This window comes from Lysobacter sp. CFH 32150 (assembly GCF_022758295.1).
Lineage (GTDB): Bacteria > Pseudomonadota > Gammaproteobacteria > Xanthomonadales > Xanthomonadaceae > CFH-32150.
This window is the reverse complement of the sequence record NZ_JALDWJ010000002.1, coordinates 278,757-296,079: the sequence shown is the minus strand read 5'-3', so window position 1 is coordinate 296,079 and position 17,323 is coordinate 278,757. Positions and strand designations below refer to the sequence as shown.

General features: G+C 64.3%; 19 protein-coding genes and 1 tRNA gene. 19 read left to right on the top strand and 1 reads right to left on the bottom strand.

The features are described from left to right. The first annotated feature begins 38 nt into the window (after positions 1 to 38). The 9 genes from truA to MO486_RS04780 are packed head-to-tail and all read left to right on the top strand — an operon-like array spanning position 39 to position 7,779. On the top strand, positions 39 to 821 hold the full coding sequence (gene truA, locus MO486_RS04820; protein WP_242904971.1) for a tRNA pseudouridine(38-40) synthase TruA: 783 nt from the start codon (positions 39 to 41) through the stop codon (positions 819 to 821). Next, positions 818 to 1,474, top strand: coding sequence for a phosphoribosylanthranilate isomerase (locus tag MO486_RS04815; protein ID WP_242904970.1), 657 nt, complete (start codon positions 818 to 820; stop codon positions 1,472 to 1,474). The genes truA and MO486_RS04815 overlap by 4 nt, the downstream gene beginning before the upstream one ends. After that, positions 1,467 to 2,693, top strand: a complete 1,227-nt coding sequence (gene trpB / locus MO486_RS04810) for a tryptophan synthase subunit beta (RefSeq protein ID WP_242905345.1) — start codon at positions 1,467 to 1,469, stop codon at positions 2,691 to 2,693. The genes MO486_RS04815 and trpB overlap by 8 nt, the downstream gene beginning before the upstream one ends. 36 nt (positions 2,694 to 2,729) lie before the next feature. Beyond that, positions 2,730 to 3,116, top strand: coding sequence for a DUF3144 domain-containing protein (locus tag MO486_RS04805; protein ID WP_242904969.1), 387 nt, complete (start codon positions 2,730 to 2,732; stop codon positions 3,114 to 3,116). Beyond that, entirely contained in the window at positions 3,113 to 3,910 is a 798-nt protein-coding gene (trpA, locus tag MO486_RS04800; protein ID WP_242904968.1) for a tryptophan synthase subunit alpha, read from the top strand. Before MO486_RS04805 ends, trpA begins: the two co-directional genes overlap by 4 nt. Before the next feature lie 57 nt (positions 3,911 to 3,967). Further along, positions 3,968 to 4,852 carry an acetyl-CoA carboxylase, carboxyltransferase subunit beta gene (gene accD, locus MO486_RS04795; protein ID WP_242904966.1) on the top strand — a complete coding sequence of 295 codons (885 nt, stop codon included), beginning with the start codon at positions 3,968 to 3,970 and terminating at the stop codon, positions 4,850 to 4,852. Then, complete coding sequence (gene glmM, locus MO486_RS04790) at positions 4,849 to 6,207, top strand: phosphoglucosamine mutase (RefSeq protein ID WP_242904964.1); 1,359 nt, start codon at positions 4,849 to 4,851, stop codon at positions 6,205 to 6,207. Before accD ends, glmM begins: the two co-directional genes overlap by 4 nt. Before the next feature lie 31 nt (positions 6,208 to 6,238). Next, the gene (locus MO486_RS04785) at positions 6,239 to 7,177 is read left to right on the top strand and encodes a 2-oxoglutarate and iron-dependent oxygenase domain-containing protein (RefSeq protein ID WP_242904962.1); all 939 of its coding nucleotides are present in this window, start codon (positions 6,239 to 6,241) and stop codon (positions 7,175 to 7,177) included. Next, complete coding sequence (locus MO486_RS04780; RefSeq protein WP_242904961.1) at positions 7,177 to 7,779, top strand: hypothetical protein; 603 nt, start codon at positions 7,177 to 7,179, stop codon at positions 7,777 to 7,779. Before MO486_RS04785 ends, MO486_RS04780 begins: the two co-directional genes overlap by 1 nt. Positions 7,780 to 7,798: 19 nt before the next feature. Here MO486_RS04780 and MO486_RS04775 read toward each other — a convergent pair whose 3' ends face one another. Further along, positions 7,799 to 8,671: a class I SAM-dependent methyltransferase gene (locus MO486_RS04775; RefSeq protein WP_242904960.1), complete on the bottom strand. Its 873-nt coding sequence runs from the start codon at positions 8,669 to 8,671 to the stop codon at positions 7,799 to 7,801. Between the two features lie 79 nt (positions 8,672 to 8,750). Between MO486_RS04775 and tpiA the strand changes: the two genes are divergently transcribed. The 10 genes from tpiA (at position 8,751) to nuoG (ending at position 17,323) form a co-directional block, all read left to right on the top strand. Beyond that, a complete protein-coding gene (tpiA, locus tag MO486_RS04770) occupies positions 8,751 to 9,500 on the top strand; it encodes a triose-phosphate isomerase (protein WP_242904959.1) in 750 nt (249 codons plus the stop codon). Positions 9,501 to 9,514: 14 nt separating this feature from the next. After that, positions 9,515 to 9,961 carry a preprotein translocase subunit SecG gene (gene secG, locus MO486_RS04765; RefSeq protein ID WP_242904958.1) on the top strand — a complete coding sequence of 149 codons (447 nt, stop codon included), beginning with the start codon at positions 9,515 to 9,517 and terminating at the stop codon, positions 9,959 to 9,961. 49 nt (positions 9,962 to 10,010) lie between these two features. Continuing rightward, positions 10,011 to 10,095 (top strand) — tRNA-Leu (locus MO486_RS04760). Positions 10,096 to 10,249: 154 nt separating this feature from the next. Next, positions 10,250 to 10,606, top strand: coding sequence for an NADH-quinone oxidoreductase subunit A (locus MO486_RS04755; protein WP_242904957.1), 357 nt, complete (start codon positions 10,250 to 10,252; stop codon positions 10,604 to 10,606). Beyond that, positions 10,597 to 11,181 (top strand): NADH-quinone oxidoreductase subunit B, encoded by a 585-nt coding sequence (locus MO486_RS04750; RefSeq protein WP_242904956.1) that lies wholly within the window; start codon positions 10,597 to 10,599, stop codon positions 11,179 to 11,181. The genes MO486_RS04755 and MO486_RS04750 overlap by 10 nt, the downstream gene beginning before the upstream one ends. Next, positions 11,178 to 11,927 carry an NADH-quinone oxidoreductase subunit C gene (locus MO486_RS04745; RefSeq protein ID WP_242904955.1) on the top strand — a complete coding sequence of 250 codons (750 nt, stop codon included), beginning with the start codon at positions 11,178 to 11,180 and terminating at the stop codon, positions 11,925 to 11,927. The genes MO486_RS04750 and MO486_RS04745 overlap by 4 nt, the downstream gene beginning before the upstream one ends. Then, complete coding sequence (locus MO486_RS04740; protein ID WP_242904954.1) at positions 11,924 to 13,225, top strand: NADH-quinone oxidoreductase subunit D; 1,302 nt, start codon at positions 11,924 to 11,926, stop codon at positions 13,223 to 13,225. The genes MO486_RS04745 and MO486_RS04740 overlap by 4 nt, the downstream gene beginning before the upstream one ends. Next, positions 13,222 to 13,749: an NADH-quinone oxidoreductase subunit NuoE gene (nuoE, locus tag MO486_RS04735; protein ID WP_242904953.1), complete on the top strand. Its 528-nt coding sequence runs from the start codon at positions 13,222 to 13,224 to the stop codon at positions 13,747 to 13,749. The genes MO486_RS04740 and nuoE overlap by 4 nt, the downstream gene beginning before the upstream one ends. A gap of 11 nt (positions 13,750 to 13,760) precedes the next feature. Continuing rightward, positions 13,761 to 15,104, top strand: coding sequence for an NADH-quinone oxidoreductase subunit NuoF (nuoF, locus tag MO486_RS04730; RefSeq protein WP_242904952.1), 1,344 nt, complete (start codon positions 13,761 to 13,763; stop codon positions 15,102 to 15,104). Then, on the top strand, positions 15,101 to 17,323 hold the full coding sequence (gene nuoG / locus MO486_RS04725) for an NADH-quinone oxidoreductase subunit NuoG (RefSeq protein WP_242904951.1): 2,223 nt from the start codon (positions 15,101 to 15,103) through the stop codon (positions 17,321 to 17,323). The genes nuoF and nuoG overlap by 4 nt, the downstream gene beginning before the upstream one ends.

Genomic DNA, 17,323 nt, shown 5'->3' with positions numbered 1-17,323 from the left:
TGCGTGCAGTGATGCGCGCAGCGCACGGGACCTAGGCGATGCGCTACGCGCTGGGCGTCGAGTACGACGGCAGCGACTTCCTCGGCTGGCAACGACTCAGCAAGCCAGGCGAGCCAGGCGATGCGACGGTGCAGCAGGCACTGGAAACGGCGCTGGCTTTCGTCGCGGACGCACCGATCGCCACCGTCTGCGCCGGCCGCACCGATGCTGGTGTGCACGCGGCTTGCCAGGTCGTGCATTTCGATACCGGGATCGAGCGCGACCCGCGAGGCTGGGTACTCGGCGCCACGACACAGCTGCCGCCGTCGATCTGCGTGCGCTGGTGCGTGCCGGCCTCCGATGATTTCCACGCACGTTTTTCGGCACGGGCGCGGCGCTATCGCTATCGCATCCTGAATCGTGCAGTGCGACCGGCGCTGGGCCGGCAGTATCTGAGCTGGGAGCGTCGCCCGCTCGACGCCGACGCGATGCATCGTGCGGCGCAGAGCCTGCTCGGAGAGAACGATTTTTCCGCATTCCGCACCGTCCATTGCCAGGCTCCGCACGCGCGCCGCGATCTGCAGGAGATCGAAGTGCGGCGCAACGGTGAAGAAGTCGCGATCGAGGTACAGGCGAATGCATTCCTGCATCACATGGTGAGGAATATCGTCGGCTCGCTGCTGATGGTCGGCCGCGGTGAGCAGCCGGAGGCATGGATCGCCAAACTGCTCGCCGGACGCGATCGCACGTTGGCGGGACCGACCGCGCCGTCCGCTGGCCTGGTGTTCCTCGGGCCGAAATACCCGCGCGAATGCGGCCTGCCGCACGAGGTGACGCTGTGAGCAAGACGTTGTTCCGCACCCGGATCAAGTTCTGCGGCCTGACCCGCCCGGGCGACGTGCGCCTGGCCAGCGAACTTGGCGTCGACGCGATCGGCTTCGTCTTCGCCGAGCGCAGCCCGCGCCGGCTGCAAGCCGAGGAAGCGCGGGCGATGCGCAATGCCCTGGCGCCACTGGTCGATGCGGTCGCCTTGTTCATGGACAACCCGAACGAGGAAGTGCGTGAAGTCGTCCGCCACGTCCGCCCGAGCCTGCTGCAGTTCCATGGCAACGAGAGCGACGCCTTTTGCCGGAGTTTTGGCGTGCCCTACCTGAAAGCGATCGCGATGGGCGAACCAGGCATGCACTACGCCCCCAGCCTGCAGGCACGCTACCCCGGCGCCGCTGGTTTCCTGTTCGATAGTCATGTTCCGGGCGAACAAGGCGGCAGCGGCAAGACGTTCGACTGGTCGCGGTTGCCCGGCGACCCCGGCAAGCCCTGGCTGCTGGCCGGCGGCCTCTCCCCGGACAACATCTTCGACGCAGTCATCGCGACCCGCCCGTGGGGAGTGGACGTGTCCAGCGGCATCGAAAGTGCCCCGGGGATCAAGGACGGCGATAAAATGCGTCGTTTCGTCGAAGAAGTCCGCCGTGCCGACTGCCACTCAGATCACTGATCTCCCTCTTGCTGCTGGGATAGATTTCCATGCCTATCCGGATGCCAACGGCCATTTCGGCCGGTTTGGTGGGCGTTTCGTCGCCGAAACCCTGATCGGGCCGCTGGAGGAACTGGCTGCGGCCTACGATGCCGCGCGCATCGATCCGGCCTTCATCGCCGAATTCGAGAACGACCTGGCGCATTACGTCGGCCGCCCGAGTCCGATCTATCACGCCGAGCGGCTGAGTCGCGAAGCCGGCGGCGCGCGCATCCTGCTCAAGCGCGAGGATCTGAACCACACCGGCGCGCACAAGATCAACAACACCATCGGCCAGGCGCTGCTCGCCAAACGCATGGGCAAACAGCGGATCATCGCCGAAACCGGCGCAGGGCAGCATGGTGTCGCCAGTGCGACCGTGGCGGCGCGGCTCGGACTCGAATGCGTCGTCTACATGGGCGCGACCGACATCGAGCGACAGAAGATCAACGTCTACCGCATGAAGCTGCTCGGCGCGACCGTGGTGCCGGTGACGAGCGGTTCGCAGACGCTGAAGGATGCGCTCAATGAGGCGATGCGCGATTGGGTCACCAATGTGCACGGCACGTTCTACATCATCGGCACCGTCGCCGGCCCGGATCCATATCCGCGCATGGTCCGCGACTTCAACGCCGTTGTCGGCCGCGAGGCGCGAGCACAGATGCTGGCCGAATACGGGCGCCTGCCGGATGTCGTCACCGCATGCGTCGGCGGCGGCAGCAACGCGATCGGCGTGTTCCACGCGTTCCTGAACGATCGCGATGTACGCCTGGTCGGCGCCGAAGCGGCAGGCGAGGGCATTGCCTCCGGCCACCATGCCGCGTCGTTGTCGGCCGGTCGCCCCGGCGTGCTGCACGGCAATCGCACTTATGTGCTGTGCGACGACGATGGCCAGATCATCGAGACGCATTCGGTCTCCGCCGGCCTCGACTATCCCGGCGTCGGTCCCGAGCACGCATTCCTGAAGGACACCGGCCGTGCCGACTATGTCGGCGTCACCGATGACGAAGCGCTGGCCGCGTTCCACCAGTTGGCACGTACTGAGGGCATCCTCGCCGCGTTGGAATCCAGCCATGCGATCGCGCAGGCGGTGAAGCTCGCACGTGGGCTGCCGAAAGACGCGATCGTGCTCTGCAACCTGTCCGGCCGCGGCGACAAGGACGTCCATACCATTGCCGCACGCGAAAACATCCACTTCTGAATATCCACTTCTGAGCACGAACCACGGAGCATGACCATGAGCGACGAAAACCAGACCCAGGCCGCAAACGAAAGCGCGGCAAACCAGCTTGACCCGGCCTTCTTCACCGTCGTCAACGAGTACCTGGAACTGACCAACCGCCAGTCCAAACAGCAGGGTCTCAAGCGCATCAGCATGGCCAGCCTGTTCGCGGCCGCGCGCTTCAACGCGCACGTGTACCTCGCCAATGCGAGCGATCCCGGGCGGGACCGCACTGATTTCCTCAACTACATGACTACGCTGTACCGCCGCATGTTGAACGAACATCTGGACGGCCTCGGCCATGAACGCGGTATCGATGTCGGCGTCTCCGAGCTCGCTGCCGAATACGCCGCCGCGGCTGCTGCCGGTCCGGTTTCGCCTGCGACGCCTGCCGCCGAGTGAGTCGCCTAGACGCGAAATTCGCTGCGCTGCGCGCCAGCGGGCGCAAGGCGCTGGTGCCGTTCGTTACCGCGGGCGATCCATCGCTCGCGGCGACGGTGCCGGTGATGCATGCGTTGGTCGAAGCCGGCGCCGACGTGATCGAACTCGGTGTGCCGTTTTCCGATCCGATGGCCGATGGTCCGACCATCCAGCGCAGCTCTGAACGCGCGCTCGCGCGCGGTGCGGGGCTGTCCTACGTGCTCGAATGCGTGCGCGAGTTCCGCCAGCGCGATGCGGCAACGCCGGTGGTGCTGATGGGGTATCTCAATCCCGTCGAAATCCGCGGGTATGGGCGTTTCGCCACCGATGCGGCGAATGCCGGCGTCGACGGCGTGTTGCTGGTCGACTTGCCGCCAGAGGAAGCGGAGGCCTTGCGCGCCGCTTTCGCCACGCATGGCCTGGACGTCATCCTGCTTGCGTCGCCGACCACGACCGACGCGCGCCTGGCTCGCTTGTGCGCGGACGCGCAAGGCTATCTCTACTACGTCAGCTTTGCCGGCGTCACTGGCGCCGACCGGCTCGATACCGATGTCGCCAGCGCGCGTTTGCGCGAGATCCGTGCGGCGACGAAGGTGCCAGTGGCGGCGGGATTCGGCATCAAGGATGCGGCGTCGGCTGCTGCGATGGCGCGCGATGCCGATGGCGTGGTCGTGGGCAGCGCCCTGGTCGCGGCACTCGCGGATGCGAGCGATCCGGCTGCGCAAGCCGCCGCTTTCCTGCGTCCATTGCGTGCAGGCCTCGATGCCATCGGTTAGGCAGCCGCTGCGCTAGACTGTCCCGCTCGCTCGTAGCTTGAAAAAACGGGAAACCGCATGTCCTGGTTGAAGAAACTGATGCCCTCGCGGATCCGCACCGAAGGCGGCACCAAGCGCAGCGTGCCCGAAGGCCTGTGGGAAAAGTGCGATCGTTGCGGCGCCGTGCTGTACCGGCCCGAACTCGAGGAGAACCTCGAGGTCTGCCCGAAATGCAACTTCCACATGCCGATTCGGGCCCGTGCGCGCCTGGCCTCGCTGTTCGACGTGGACAGCATGCAGGAGATCGCCGCCGAACTCGCCCCGACCGACGTGCTCAAGTTCAAGGACCAGAAGAAGTATTCCGACCGCATCAAGGCCGCGCAGAAGTCCACTGGCGAGCGCGACGCGCTCGTCGCAATGCAGGGAACGCTGAAATCGAGGCCCCTGGTCGCCGCATCGTTCGACTTCGCCTTCATGGGTGGTTCGATGGGCTCGGTCGTCGGCGAGCGTTTCGCGCGCGCGGCCGAAACGGCGCTGGAGCTCGGCTGCCCCTTCATCTGTTTCTCTGCCAGCGGCGGCGCGCGCATGCAGGAAAGCCTGTTCTCGCTGATGCAGATGGCCAAGACCTCGGCTGCGCTCGCGCGCCTGCGTGCGGCGGGACTGCCGTACATCTCGGTCATGACGCATCCGACCACCGGCGGCGTGTCGGCGTCGTTCGCCATGCTCGGCGACATCAACATCGCCGAACCGGAAGCCCTGATCGGTTTCGCGGGCCCGCGCGTGATCGAACAGACCGTGCGCGAGAAGTTGCCGGAAGGTTTCCAACGTTCCGAATTCCTGGTCGATCACGGCGCCATCGACCAGATCTGCGATCGTCGTGAAATGCGCGATCACCTCGCTCACTTGCTGGCCATGTTGATGAAGCAGCCGGTGCCCGAGGACGAAACGGTAGTCACTGCATGAGCCGCAAGTATTTCGGCACCGATGGCATCCGTGGCCGGGTCGGCGAGGGCGCGATATCTGCCGATTTCGTGCTGCGCCTGGGCAATGCCTACGGCCACGCGCTGCTGCAATCCATGCAGGGCGGCCGCGGCTGGCGCAAGCCGGTGGTCATCATCGGCAAGGACACACGCATTTCCAACTACATGTTCGAGGCGGCGCTCGAAGCCGGCCTGGTCGCGGCGGGCGTCGACGTGCAGCTGATGGGGCCGATGCCGACGCCGGCAGTCGCGCACCTGACACATTCGCTGCGCGCCGATGGCGGCATCGTGATCTCCGCGTCGCACAATCCGCATTACGACAACGGCATCAAGTTCTTCTCGGCCGAAGGCGAGAAGCTCGACGACGCGACCGAGTTGGCGATCGAGGCCGCGCTGGAACAACCGTTCCGCACCGTGCCGTCGGAGCAGCTCGGCAAGGCCGTGCGCACCCGCGATGCCATCGGCCGCTATGTCGAGGCCTGCAAGAATTCGGTCCCGAAAGGTTTCGATCTCAGCGGCACCCGCATTGTGGTTGATTGCGCCAACGGCGCGACCTACCAGATCGGCCCGCTGGTGTTACGCGAACTCGGTGCGTCGGTGGATGCGATCGGTGTGGACCCGAGCGGCCTCAACATCAATGATGGCGTGGGCTCCACTCATCCGGAAACACTCGCCGCGCGCGTGATCGAGACCGGCGCGGATCTCGGCATCGCCTTCGATGGCGATGGCGATCGCGTCCTGTTGGTGGATCGCGACGGCACGGTGTGCGACGGTGACGATCTGCTGTACGTGCTCGCCACCGATTGGCAGCAGAGCGGTCGTTTGCACGGCCCCGTAGTCGGCACATTGATGACCAACTATGGTTTTGAGCGCGCGCTGGCCGAACGCGGCATCGGTTTCATCCGCGCCAAGGTCGGCGACCGGTACGTGCACCAAGCACTTCTACAGCACGAGGGGGTGCTGGGTGGGGAAGCCTCGGGTCACCTGCTGTGCCTGGATCGCACCAGCACCGGCGATGGCATCGTCAGCGCGCTGCAGGTGCTGGAAGTGCTGCGTCGTCGCGGCCTGTCGTTACACGACGCGCTGGCCGGCATGAGCAAAGTGCCGCAGAAGACGGTCAACGTGCGTTACGAAGGTAATACCAAGCCGGCCGAAGCCACCAGCGTGCTGGCCGCGCTGGCAGTGGCACAGAAGGCGGTCCAAGGGCGTGGGCGTGCCTTCCTGCGACCATCCGGCACCGAGCCGGTAGTGCGGGTCACCGTCGAGGCGGACGATGCGGCCTTGATGCAGTCGACACTCAATGCCTTGACTGATGCGGTGCGTGCTGCGGCGCAATGAATCATGGCCTGCTGGAAAAACAGGGCTTGCAATGACTTCCCAGATTCCGACCCTCGACATCCGCCGCTTCGACGCTGATCGCGACGCCTTCGTCGCCGAGCTCGGCGCGGCTTACCGCGAATGGGGCTTCGCCGGTATTCGTGGCCATGGCATCGATCCGGCACTGATCGATGCGGCCTACGACGTATTCCGGCGTTTCTTCGCCTTGCCCGAGGACGTCAAGCGCAAATACCACGTGGTTGGTGGCGGTGGCGCGCGTGGCTATACGCCATTCGGCATCGAGACCGCGAAAGGCGCGCTGTACTCCGACCTCAAGGAGTTCTGGCACATCGGCCGCGAGATTCCGCGCGACTCCAAGTACGCCGACGTGATGCCGCCGAATTTGTGGCCGGAAGAAATCCCGGAATTCCGCAATATCGGCTACGGCCTGTACCAGGCCCTCGATCAGCTCGGTTCGCGGGTGCTCAGCGCGCTCGCGCTGCACATCGGACTGGCGGAAGATTACTTTGCCGACAAGACTGACTTCGGCAACTCGATCCTGCGCCCGATCCACTACCCACCGATCACCACGCCGGACATCCCCAACGTGCGTGCCGGCGCGCACGAGGACATCAACCTGATCACCCTGCTGGTCGGCGCGAGCGCGGCAGGGCTGGAGGTGAAGTCGCGCAAGGGCGACTGGGTGCCGTTCACCGCCGACGCCGACACCATCGTGGTCAATATCGGCGACATGCTGCAGCGGTTGACCAACCATGTATATCCGTCGACGACGCACCGCGTGGTCAATCCGCCAGGTGAACTGGCACGCCAGCCGCGCTATTCGACGCCATTCTTCCTGCACCCGAACCCGGATTTCCTGATCGACGTGCTGCCCTCGTGCATTACACCGGACAATCCCAGCCGTTATCCCGAGCCGATCACCGCGCACGGATATCTGGAAGAGCGACTGGCGGAGATCAAGCTCAAGTAATGCATCGATGCCTCGCTGCCGTTGCAGGGGCTGTGCTGCTGGCGGCTTGTGCGCCACATGCCGTACGCCCGTCGGTGCCGGCTTATCCGCTGATGGACGGGCGCTGCGACGAGTTTCCCGCGATCGCGCAAGCCCGGTATGCGGTTGCGGAAGGGATCATGCTGTACCAGTTCCAGGATCGCCATTACGTCTGGTTCTGCTACACGATTCCTGAAGGCGACTTCGGCACGATGGACCTGCATGTCGCCGCGCCTGGATTGGAGGCGCCGCTGAATCTGCATGTATCGGCGCAGTTGGGTGAATGGCGCGTGGATCGTCCGGAGGACGCGCCACTGAATCCGCAAAGCGATCGTTGGTGGAACCATCACGGCTGGGCCGGGTACTGGACCGGTTTCAATGGGTTCGAAACGCGAGCGGACGAGCAGGGTCAATCACCTCGTTTCAGGCGACATCCCGGTCGGGAAGTGCAGCTCGATAAACGTCGGTTCGGACGTGGTGAATGGCACTGGTCGATCGAGGTCAACGGCATCACTGGCGCGGACGGCAAGCGGCGCACCCTACGCTACCCGGATCACGGCGAACTACGGTTGAGCGTCGACTAACCTGATAGGTCTCACGCCATCAAGTGCGGGCATTGCGAAAACGACGCCGTGTAATGCCCTGCAACAACGATTTGAACCAACGTATCCGCTGACGCTGCAGGGAGGAGCGACAACCCGGCAGGCGCGGCGTCGGTACGGTTTTCTGGATGGGCATCGCCAGGTTGCGCGCAAGGAGATCTGCGGGTGCGATCGCTGATCGGGATGGTCGAGCCAACAGTACGAACTGGAAGTTGAAAAATTCGTCATCGTTGGCCAGGGCTTCGACGGCGGCAATGGATTCCGGTTGCAGCTTCATGCCGTATTCGCGGTTGGCATCGTCGATGCCCAGGACTACCGCAAACAACTTCTCGATTTCCAGGCCAGCGTCGGCAAGCAGTTGCGCCATGCCTTCGCGGGAGAAGAAGCGCAAGTGGGTGCGATCGAGCAGGCCATAGTCGCCATAGTCCCAGCGGCCTTCGAGTAGCATTGCCCGCACGCTGCCGTGGGTGATGCAAGGCAGGGAGATCGCGACGACACCGTCGGGAGCAAGCCGGGTCACGCAACGCCGCAACGTCGTAGTGGGGTCGGCGATATGTTCCAGCACATCGCCCAGCAGGATGGCGTCGTAGCAACAGTCCGGGTGTGCGTCGAAGAAGTCGTCGACGGCGCCATTGTGCACTTCGCCAAGCACTTCCCCGGCTGCGGCAGCGGAGGCCGGGTCCTGTTCGACGCCCGTTACACGATGGCCCTTGGCCATGAAGGTGGCGCCTACATAACCGCTGGAGCAGCCAACTTCGAGGATCTCCATTGCTGATTTGCCGGTACCGATCACCAGCGCGTGCAACAGGCTGTGGCCATTGTTCGGGTCGTCGAGGTCGACTTTGAATCGATACTTGATGTTGTCCTCGCCCATTCCTCGATCTTACGCGCCGCCGCGTTGGCGTCGTGAGGCCATGCGCTAGACTGTGCACCTCGTCAAACAGGATTGGTGCATGCGCCGTCGGATCGTGGCCGGTAACTGGAAACTGCATGGCGACCGCAAATTCGCGTTCGCGTTGCTGGACGAAATCGTCGCCTTCGCGGCGCCGCAGGGTGTCGAGCGTATCGTGCTGCCTCCGCTCCCTTACCTGGGTGAGCTGGTCGAACGCTATGACGAGAGCCTGCAGTTCGGCGCGCAGGATGTCAGCGTGAACGAGCAGGGGGCCTATACCGGCGAAGTTTCCGCGGCGATGCTGATCGACGTGGGTGCCCGTTACGGGTTGGTTGGACATTCAGAGCGCCGCCAGTACCACCGGGAAAGCAGTGAGTTGGTCGCCGCCAAGTTCTTCGCCGCCAAGCGTGCCGGGCTGACGCCAATCCTCTGCGTGGGTGAATCCTTGCATGAACGCGAGGCCGGGCAGACCGAGTGGCGGATCGAGCAGCAACTCGATCCCATCTTTGCAGAGGGCGGGGCGCAGGCGCTGGAAGGGGCGATCGTGGCCTACGAGCCGGTCTGGGCGATCGGGACCGGCCGTACCGCCACACCGGAGCAGGCGCAGGCCGTGCATGCCTTCATCCGTGGCGAAATTGCCGCGCGCGATGCTAAAATTGCCGATTCGTTGCCGATCCTGTACGGCGGCAGCGTGAAGCCCGACAATGCCGGCGCGCTGTTTTCGCAGCCTGACGTCGACGGCGGGCTGGTGGGTGGCGCGTCGCTGGTCGCCCGGGATTTCCTAGCCATCGCCGCTGCGGCGGTGGCGTAAACGCAGAGCTTCCGATGCTGTTGATGATCCTCAACGTGGTGTATGTGCTGCTCGCGATCGCGATGATCGCGATGATCCTGATGCAGCGGGGTGCGGGTGCCCAGGCGGGTTCCGGCTTCGGCGCCGGCGCTTCGGCGACGGTGTTCGGTTCGCGCGGCGCAGGCAACTTCCTGTCGAAGAGCACCAAGTGGCTCGCGATCCTGTTCTTCGGGATCAGCCTGTTCATGGCCTGGTACGCGACCAACAGCGCGACCAAGCCGGCCGAGGTGCAGCAGAGCAGCGTGATGGACGAACTGCCCAAGGCGCCGGCCGCTGACAATGCGGTCCCGACCGCACCTGCAGCGCAGGCCCCAGCCGCCACGGTCCCGACTGCACCGGCGACTGCGCCAGCGGCCGATGCAACGGCGCCGGCAACGCAACCGCAGGAACAACCGGCTCCGCAACCTTCGCAGGGCGGTTGATCCGGCTTACAATATTCGACTCCGCATCGTGTTTGATGCGGAACCGCTTGCCCAGGTGGCGGAATTGGTAGACGCACTACCTTGAGGTGGTAGCGACGTAAGTCGTGGGGGTTCGAGTCCCCCCTTGGGCACCATAAAGAACGGAATAGGGAATCGGGAGCAGGGAGTCGGAAAGTTGGGCCGCATCGACGCGGATCGCTTTCCCGGATATCCCACCCGCTTCCCTGTTTCTGCGAATTCAGCGATGAGCCAAAGCCGCGATACCGCGGCATAGCCGAGAGAACACGAGTGCTGGCCGAATACCTGCCGACCCTGCTGTTCCTGATCGTCGCCACGGGGATCGGCGTCGCCCTGATCCTCGTCGGCAACCTGCTCGGGCCCAAGCGTCCCAGCGCCGAAAAGCTGTCGCCGTACGAATGCGGCTTCGCCGCGTTCGAAGACGCGCGCATGCAATTCGACGTGCGCTATTACCTGATCGCGATCCTGTTCATCGTGTTCGACCTCGAAATCGCGTTCGTGTTCCCGTGGGCCCTGGTGTTCCGTGAACTCGGCGTGTTCGGGCTCGTCGAGATGGGCGTGTTCCTCGCGTTGCTGGTGATCGGTTTCGTCTACGTCTGGAAGAAGGGCGCGCTCGAATGGGAGTGATCCAAACCGTCTCGGGCCTGATGCATAACCCGCTGCCGGAAGGCCGGGTCGATGACATCCTGATGCCTTCGAAGGACAACAATCCGCTGCTTGAGCACGGCTTCGTCACCACCAGCATGGATGTGCTGTGGAACTGGGCGCGCACCGGCTCGATGTGGCCGATGACCTTCGGCCTCGCCTGTTGCGCTGTCGAGATGATGCATGCGGGCGCTGCGCGCCTCGACCTGGATCGCTATGGCGTGGTGTTCCGCCCGTCGCCGCGCCAGTCCGACGTGATGATCGTGGCCGGTACGCTGGTCAATAAGATGGCCCCGGCGTTGCGCAAGGTCTACGACCAGATGCCCGACCCGAAGTGGGTGATCTCGATGGGCAGTTGCGCCAACGGCGGCGGCTATTACCACTATTCCTACGCGGTGGTGCGCGGTTGCGACCGCATCGTGCCCGTCGACGTGTACGTGCCGGGTTGCCCGCCGACCGCGGAAGCGCTGGTCTACGGCATCCTGCAGCTGCAGAAGAAGATCCGCCGCACCGCGCAGAATCCGTTTGCGCCGACAACCGAGAAGAGCGCCGCATGAGCGAGCCTGCGACCGCCTTCGCCGAACGCCTGCGCGCGCGCTTTGTCGGCGCCGTCGTCGATGTCGCCGAACCGCGCGGCGAAGTGACGCTCGAAGTTGCGCCATCCGACTGGCATGGCACCTGCCGTGCATTGCGCGACGAGTTCGGCTTCGAACAGTTGATGGACCTGTGTGGCGTCGACTACCTCGGCTATGGCAGTGACGAATGGGACACCAGCGACGTGTCCTCGGAAGGTTTCAGCCGTGGCGTGGAAGGCAAGGGTCCGGGTCGTTTCGCTTGGGGCGAACAACCCAGTGGCGCGGCTGCTGTTCCGAAGCGGCGTTACGCCGCAGTCGCGCACCTGCTGTCGGTGCAGCGCAACCGCCGCGTGCGCGTGCGTTGCTTTGCCGAGAACGATGATCTGCCGGTTGTCGCATCGGTCACGGATATCTGGATCGGCGCGAACTGGTTCGAGCGTGAAGCCTTCGACATGTTCGGCGTCATTTTCGAAGGCCATCCGGACCTGCGTCGCATCCTCACCGACTACGGCTTCGTCGGCCATCCGTTCCGCAAGGATTTCCCGCTGATCGGCAACGTCGAAGTGCGTTACGACGCCGAAAAGCAGCGCGTGGTGTACGAGCCGGTCACGTCGGTCGAACCGCGCGTACTGGTGCCGCGAGTGATCCGCGACGACGCGCGCTACGCGACGGCCGCAGGCGAACGTGCTGGATCAGAGCAGGCGCAGAAGGTCGAGGTGAAGAAGTGAGCGTCCAGCTTCAAGACAACGCGCCGAACACCTCGGGTTTGCGCAACGCCGAGATCCGCAACTACACGCTGAACTTCGGCCCGCAACACCCGGCCGCACACGGCGTGCTGCGCCTGATCCTCGAGATGGATGGCGAAACCGTCCAGCGTGCCGACCCGCATATTGGTCTGCTGCACCGCGGTACCGAGAAGCTCGCAGAATCCAAGCCGTTCAACCAGTCGATCGGCTACATGGATCGCCTGGATTACGTCTCGATGATGTGCAACGAGCACGCTTACGTGCTTGCGATCGAGCGACTGATGGGCATCCAGGCGCCGGAACGGGCGCAGTGGATCCGCACCATGTTCGACGAGATCACGCGCATCCTGAACCACCTGATGTGGGTGGGTTCGAACGCGCTCGACCTCGGCGCGATGGCGGTGTTCCTCTACGCTTTCCGCGAACGCGAAGAGCTCATGGACGTGTACGAGGCCGTGTCGGGCGCGCGCATGCACGCCACCTACTACCGACCCGGCGGCGTCTACCGCGACTTGCCAGAGCGCATGCCGCAGTACAAGGAATCGCCGTGGCGTAAAGGGCAAAAGCTCAAGCGTTTCAACGAGTGGCGTGAAGGTTCGATGCTCGATTACCTCGAGCGTTTCACCGAGGATTTCCCGAGGCGCGTCGACGAGTACGAGACGCTGCTGACCGAGAACCGCATCTGGAAGCAGCGCACCGTCGGCATCGGCGTGGTGACGCCGGAAGACGCGCTGGCCTGGGGCATGAGCGGCCCGATGGTGCGCGGTTCCGGCATTGCGTGGGACCTGCGCAAGAAGCAGCCCTACGCCAAGTACGCGGAAGTCGACTTCGACATCCCGCTCGGCACCAACGGCGACTGCTACGACCGTTACCTGGTGCGCGTCGCCGAAATGCGCCAGTCCACCCGCATCATCGAGCAGTGCATCCGTTGGCTGAAGGCCAACCCGGGCCCGGTGATGCTGGACAACTACAAGGTGTCGCCGCCGTCGCGTGAAGCGATGAAGGACGACATGGAAGCGTTGATCCACCACTTCAAGCTGTTCAGCGAAGGCTATTGCGTGCCGGCCGGCGAGACCTACGCCGCAGTCGAGGCACCTAAGGGCGAGTTCGGCGTGTACCTGGTCAGCGACGGCGCCAACAAGCCGTTCCGTTGCAAGCTGCGCGCGCCGGGCTTCGCCCACTTGTCGTCGATGGATGCGATCGTGAAGGGCCACATGCTGGCCGACGTGGTGGCGATGATCGGCACGTACGACGTGGTTTTTGGTGAGATCGATCGATGAAGGCCACAGGTAATTTTGAAAACGCGCGCAACGTCGATCCGCTGGTCGTGCTCAGCGACAAGACCCGCGCCCATATCGACCACTGGCTGGCGAAGTTCCCGCCGGACCGCAAGCGCTCGGCCGTGCTGCAGGGTTTGCATGCCGCGCAGGAACAGAACGACGGCTGGTTGACTGACGAACTGATCGCGGCGGTCGCCAAGTACCTCGATCTGCCGCCAGTCTGGGCGTACGAAGTCGCGACTTTCTATTCGATGTTCGAGACCGAGAAGGTCGGCCGCAACAACGTCGCCTTCTGCACCAACATCAGCTGCTGGCTCAATGGTGCCGAGGATCTGGTCGCGCACGCCGAGAAGAAACTCGGCTGCAAGCTGGGCGAATCCACCGCCGACGGCCGCATCTTCCTCAAGCGCGAGGAAGAATGCCTCGCTGCATGCTGCGGCGCGCCGATGATGGTGATCAACGGTCATTACCACGAGAAGCTCACGCCTGCGAAGGTCGATGAACTGCTCGACGGTTTGAAGTGAGGCAGGACGGAATGGCGCACCAGACAACTGGCCCGGTCGGTCCTGCTCCGCAGGAACACAACGTCGTCTACACGACGTTGCACTACGACACGCCGTGGTCGTACGAGAACTACCTCAAGACCGGCGGCTACGCCGCGCTGCGCAAGATCATCGAAGAGAAGATCGCGCCGGCGGACGTGGTCGAGATGGTCAAGCAGTCCGGCCTGCGTGGTCGCGGCGGCGCTGGTTTCCCGACCGGGTTGAAGTGGAGCTTCATGCCGAAAGGTGCGGGCACCAAGTACATCCTGTGCAATTCGGATGAATCCGAGCCGGGGACCGCCAAGGACCGCGACATCCTGCGCTACAACCCGCATGCGGTGATCGAGGGTATGGCGATCGCCTGCTACGCCACCGGTTCGACCGCTGCATACAACTACTTGCGCGGCGAGTTCCACCACGAACCGTTCGAGCACCTGGAAGAAGCTACCGCCGAGGCTTACAAGCACGGTTGGTTGGGCAAGAACGTCCTCGGCTCGGGCGTCGATATCGACATCTACAACGTGCTCGGCGCCGGCGCCTACATCTGCGGCGAAGAAACCGCGCTGATGGAATCGCTGGAAGGCAAGAAAGGCCAGCCGCGCTACAAGCCGCCGTTCCCGGCCAATTTCGGCCTGTATGGCAAGCCGACCACGATCAACAACACCGAGACTTATGCGTCGGTGCCGGCGATCATCCGCAACGGCGCCGAGTGGTTCCTCAACCTTGGCAAGCCGAACAACGGCGGCCCGAAAGTGTTCTCGGTGTCCGGTCACGTCAACAAGCCGGGCAATTACGAAATCCGCCTCGGTACGTCGTTCTCCGAACTGCTGCAGATGGCCGGCGGCGTACGCAACGGGCACAAGCTGAAAGCGGTGATCCCGGGCGGTTCGTCGATGAAGGTGCTGCCTGCCGACACGATGATGGCCTGCACGATGGATTACGACTCGTTGCAGAAGGCCGGTTCGGGCCTCGGTTCGGGCGCGGTCATCGTGATGGACGAGACCACCTGCATGGTGCGCGCCTGCCAGCGCATCGCACGTTTCTATTTCAAGGAAAGCTGCGGCCAGTGCACGCCATGCCGCGAAGGCACCGGCTGGATGTACCGCATGCTCACGCGCATCGTCGAGAAGCAGGCCACGCTCGACGACCTGCACATGCTGCGCGCCGCCGCGGGCCAGATCGAAGGCCACACCATCTGCGCGTTCGGTGAAGCCGCGGCGTGGCCGGTGCAGGGCTTCCTCCACCACTTCTGGAACGAGTTCGAGTACGCGATCGTGAACAAGCGCTTCCTTGTCGACGATCAGCGCGCCGGCGCTGCGCAGGCGGTGGCCGCATGAGCGCGCAGCCGGTGAATCCGAATCTCCCGCCGGATCACGTCACCGTCTTCATCGATGGCGTCGAGATGGCCGCGCCGAAGGGCTCGATGATCATCGCTGCTGCCGACAAGGCCGGCATTCCGATCCCGCGCTTCTGCTACCACGACAAGCTCAGCATCGCGGCCAACTGCCGCATGTGCCTGGTCGAAGTCGAGAAGATGCCGAAACCGGCACCGGCCTGCGCCACGCCGGTGATGGATGGCATGAAGGTCACCACGCGCAGCGAAAAGGCGTTGAAGTCGCAGCGCAACGTGATGGAATTCCTGCTGATCAACCATCCGCTCGACTGCCCGATCTGTGACCAGGGCGGCGAATGCGAACTGCAGGACCTGTCGCTTGGCTACGGCCGCTCAGTCAGCCGCTTCAGCGAGCGCAAGCGCGTGGTCGCGGACGAAGACATGGGTCCGTTGGTCGCCACCGACATGACCCGCTGCATCCAGTGCACACGTTGCGTGCGCTTCACCGCGGAAGTCGCCGGCACCTACGAGCTTGGCGGCATGATGCGTGGTGAGAACCTGCAGATCGGCACCTACGACGGCAAGCCGCTGACGACTGAACTCTCCGGCAACGTCATCGACGTGTGCCCGGTCGGCGCGCTGACCAACAAGGTGTTCCGTTTCCGTGCGCGACCCTGGGAACTGATGGCGAAGGAATCGCTCGGCTACCACGACGCGCTCGGCAGCAACCTGTTCCTGCATGTGCGCCGCGGCGAAGTGCTGCGTGCCGTGCCGCGCGACAACGAAGCCGTGAACGAATGCTGGTTGTCGGATCGCGACCGCTATTCGCACCAGGGTCTGTACGCGGAAGACCGCGCCACCAAACCGCTGGTCAAGGATGGCGATGACTGGCGCGAGGCGACGTGGGAAGAGGCGCTGGCCAAGGCCGCGAAGATCCTGCGCGACAACCCCGCCGACGATCTCGGCGTGCTGGTGCATCCGGCGACTTCGAACGAGGAGGGCGCCTTGCTCGCACGCCTCGCCGATGCGCTCGGTACCGGCAACCTCGATCACCGCATCGGCCAGCTTGACCTGTCCGATGGCGCCGTAGCCGAAGCGTTCGCAATGCCGGTTGCTGACATCGAACAGGCCGACGCAATCGTTATCGTCGGTTCGCAGCTGCGTTACGAACTGCCACTGCTGCACCAGCGCGTGCGCAAGGCGGTCCAGCGCGGCGCCAAGGTGCATGTGGTCAATCCGGTCGATTTCGAGTTCACCTTCGACATCGCCTCGAAACAGATCGTGTCACCGTCGCAGCTTGCCGCAGCGCTAGGTTCAGTCAAATTGGATGGCGCAACCCGTGCGGTGGTGATCGTCGGTGGCGTCGCCGAGGCTGGCCCTCACGCAAGCGCGATCCGCGCTGCCGCGCGTGCCTTTGCGAGTACGAACAACGCCGCAATCTGCCGCATTCCGCAGGGCGCCAACGCGCTCGGCCTGGCCCGTTTCGGCGTGCTGCCGACTTCGCGCGATGCACAGTCGATGCTGGCCGATCCCCGCAGTGCCTACGTGCTTTACGGCATCGAGCCGGGACTCGATTTCGCCGACCAGGCGCTGGCGATGAAGGCATTGGGCAGTGCGCAGGTCGTTGCATTCAGCCACTTCGCATGCGCGTCCACGAAGCGCGTCGCCGACGTGATCCTGCCGATTGGCGCATTGCCCGAGGTGGACGCGACGTTGACTAACCTCGAAGGCCGCGATCAGGCCGCTGTACCTGCCGGCAAGCTGCCAGGCGAGGCGCGCGCCGGCTGGCGCGTGCTACGCGCGATTGGTGCCGAACTCGCAGCCCCGGGTTTCGAATTCACCGATCTGGTCAGCATGCGCGATGGCGCCGAACCGCGCGCAGTCGTCGTTGCCAAGGGCAGGGCTGTTGCTGCGGCTGGCGATGGTCTTGAAGTTGCTGCCTCACAAGCGATCTACCGTAGCGATGCAGTCGTGCGTCGCGCCGCCGCGCTGCAATCGCATCCGCTGACGTTGGGCGCGCGCATCGTGCTGCATCCGAGCGATGCACAAACTGCGGGCTTGACCGTCGATGCGATCGCCAAAGTCGGCAATGGCGTTGGCACCGCGACATTGCCGGTTGCGATCAGCAATCAGGTGGCACCGGGCAGCGTCTGGATCGAATCGGGCTATGGCGCCACCGCGCCGCTCGCCGCTGCTGGCAAGGTGGAGGTCCGTCGCGCATGA

Excerpts from the sequence above, each read along its gene's own strand:
- nuoG (WP_242904951.1), top strand. The coding sequence starts at position 15,101 with ATGAGCGCGCAGCCGGTGAATCCGAATCTCCCGCCGGATCACGTCACC.
- MO486_RS04775 (WP_242904960.1), bottom strand. The coding sequence starts at position 8,671 with ATGGGCGAGGACAACATCAAGTATCGATTCAAAGTCGACCTCGACGAC.
- secG (WP_242904958.1), top strand. The coding sequence starts at position 9,515 with ATGCTGTTGATGATCCTCAACGTGGTGTATGTGCTGCTCGCGATCGCG.
- MO486_RS04785 (WP_242904962.1), top strand. The coding sequence starts at position 6,239 with ATGACTTCCCAGATTCCGACCCTCGACATCCGCCGCTTCGACGCTGAT.
- tpiA (WP_242904959.1), top strand. The coding sequence starts at position 8,751 with ATGCGCCGTCGGATCGTGGCCGGTAACTGGAAACTGCATGGCGACCGC.
- MO486_RS04750 (WP_242904956.1), top strand. The coding sequence starts at position 10,597 with ATGGGAGTGATCCAAACCGTCTCGGGCCTGATGCATAACCCGCTGCCG.
- accD (WP_242904966.1), top strand. The coding sequence starts at position 3,968 with ATGTCCTGGTTGAAGAAACTGATGCCCTCGCGGATCCGCACCGAAGGC.
- MO486_RS04780 (WP_242904961.1), top strand. The coding sequence starts at position 7,177 with ATGCATCGATGCCTCGCTGCCGTTGCAGGGGCTGTGCTGCTGGCGGCT.
- MO486_RS04805 (WP_242904969.1), top strand. The coding sequence starts at position 2,730 with ATGAGCGACGAAAACCAGACCCAGGCCGCAAACGAAAGCGCGGCAAAC.
- truA (WP_242904971.1), top strand. The coding sequence starts at position 39 with ATGCGCTACGCGCTGGGCGTCGAGTACGACGGCAGCGACTTCCTCGGC.
- nuoF (WP_242904952.1), top strand. The coding sequence starts at position 13,761 with ATGGCGCACCAGACAACTGGCCCGGTCGGTCCTGCTCCGCAGGAACAC.
- nuoE (WP_242904953.1), top strand. The coding sequence starts at position 13,222 with ATGAAGGCCACAGGTAATTTTGAAAACGCGCGCAACGTCGATCCGCTG.
- glmM (WP_242904964.1), top strand. The coding sequence starts at position 4,849 with ATGAGCCGCAAGTATTTCGGCACCGATGGCATCCGTGGCCGGGTCGGC.
- MO486_RS04745 (WP_242904955.1), top strand. The coding sequence starts at position 11,178 with ATGAGCGAGCCTGCGACCGCCTTCGCCGAACGCCTGCGCGCGCGCTTT.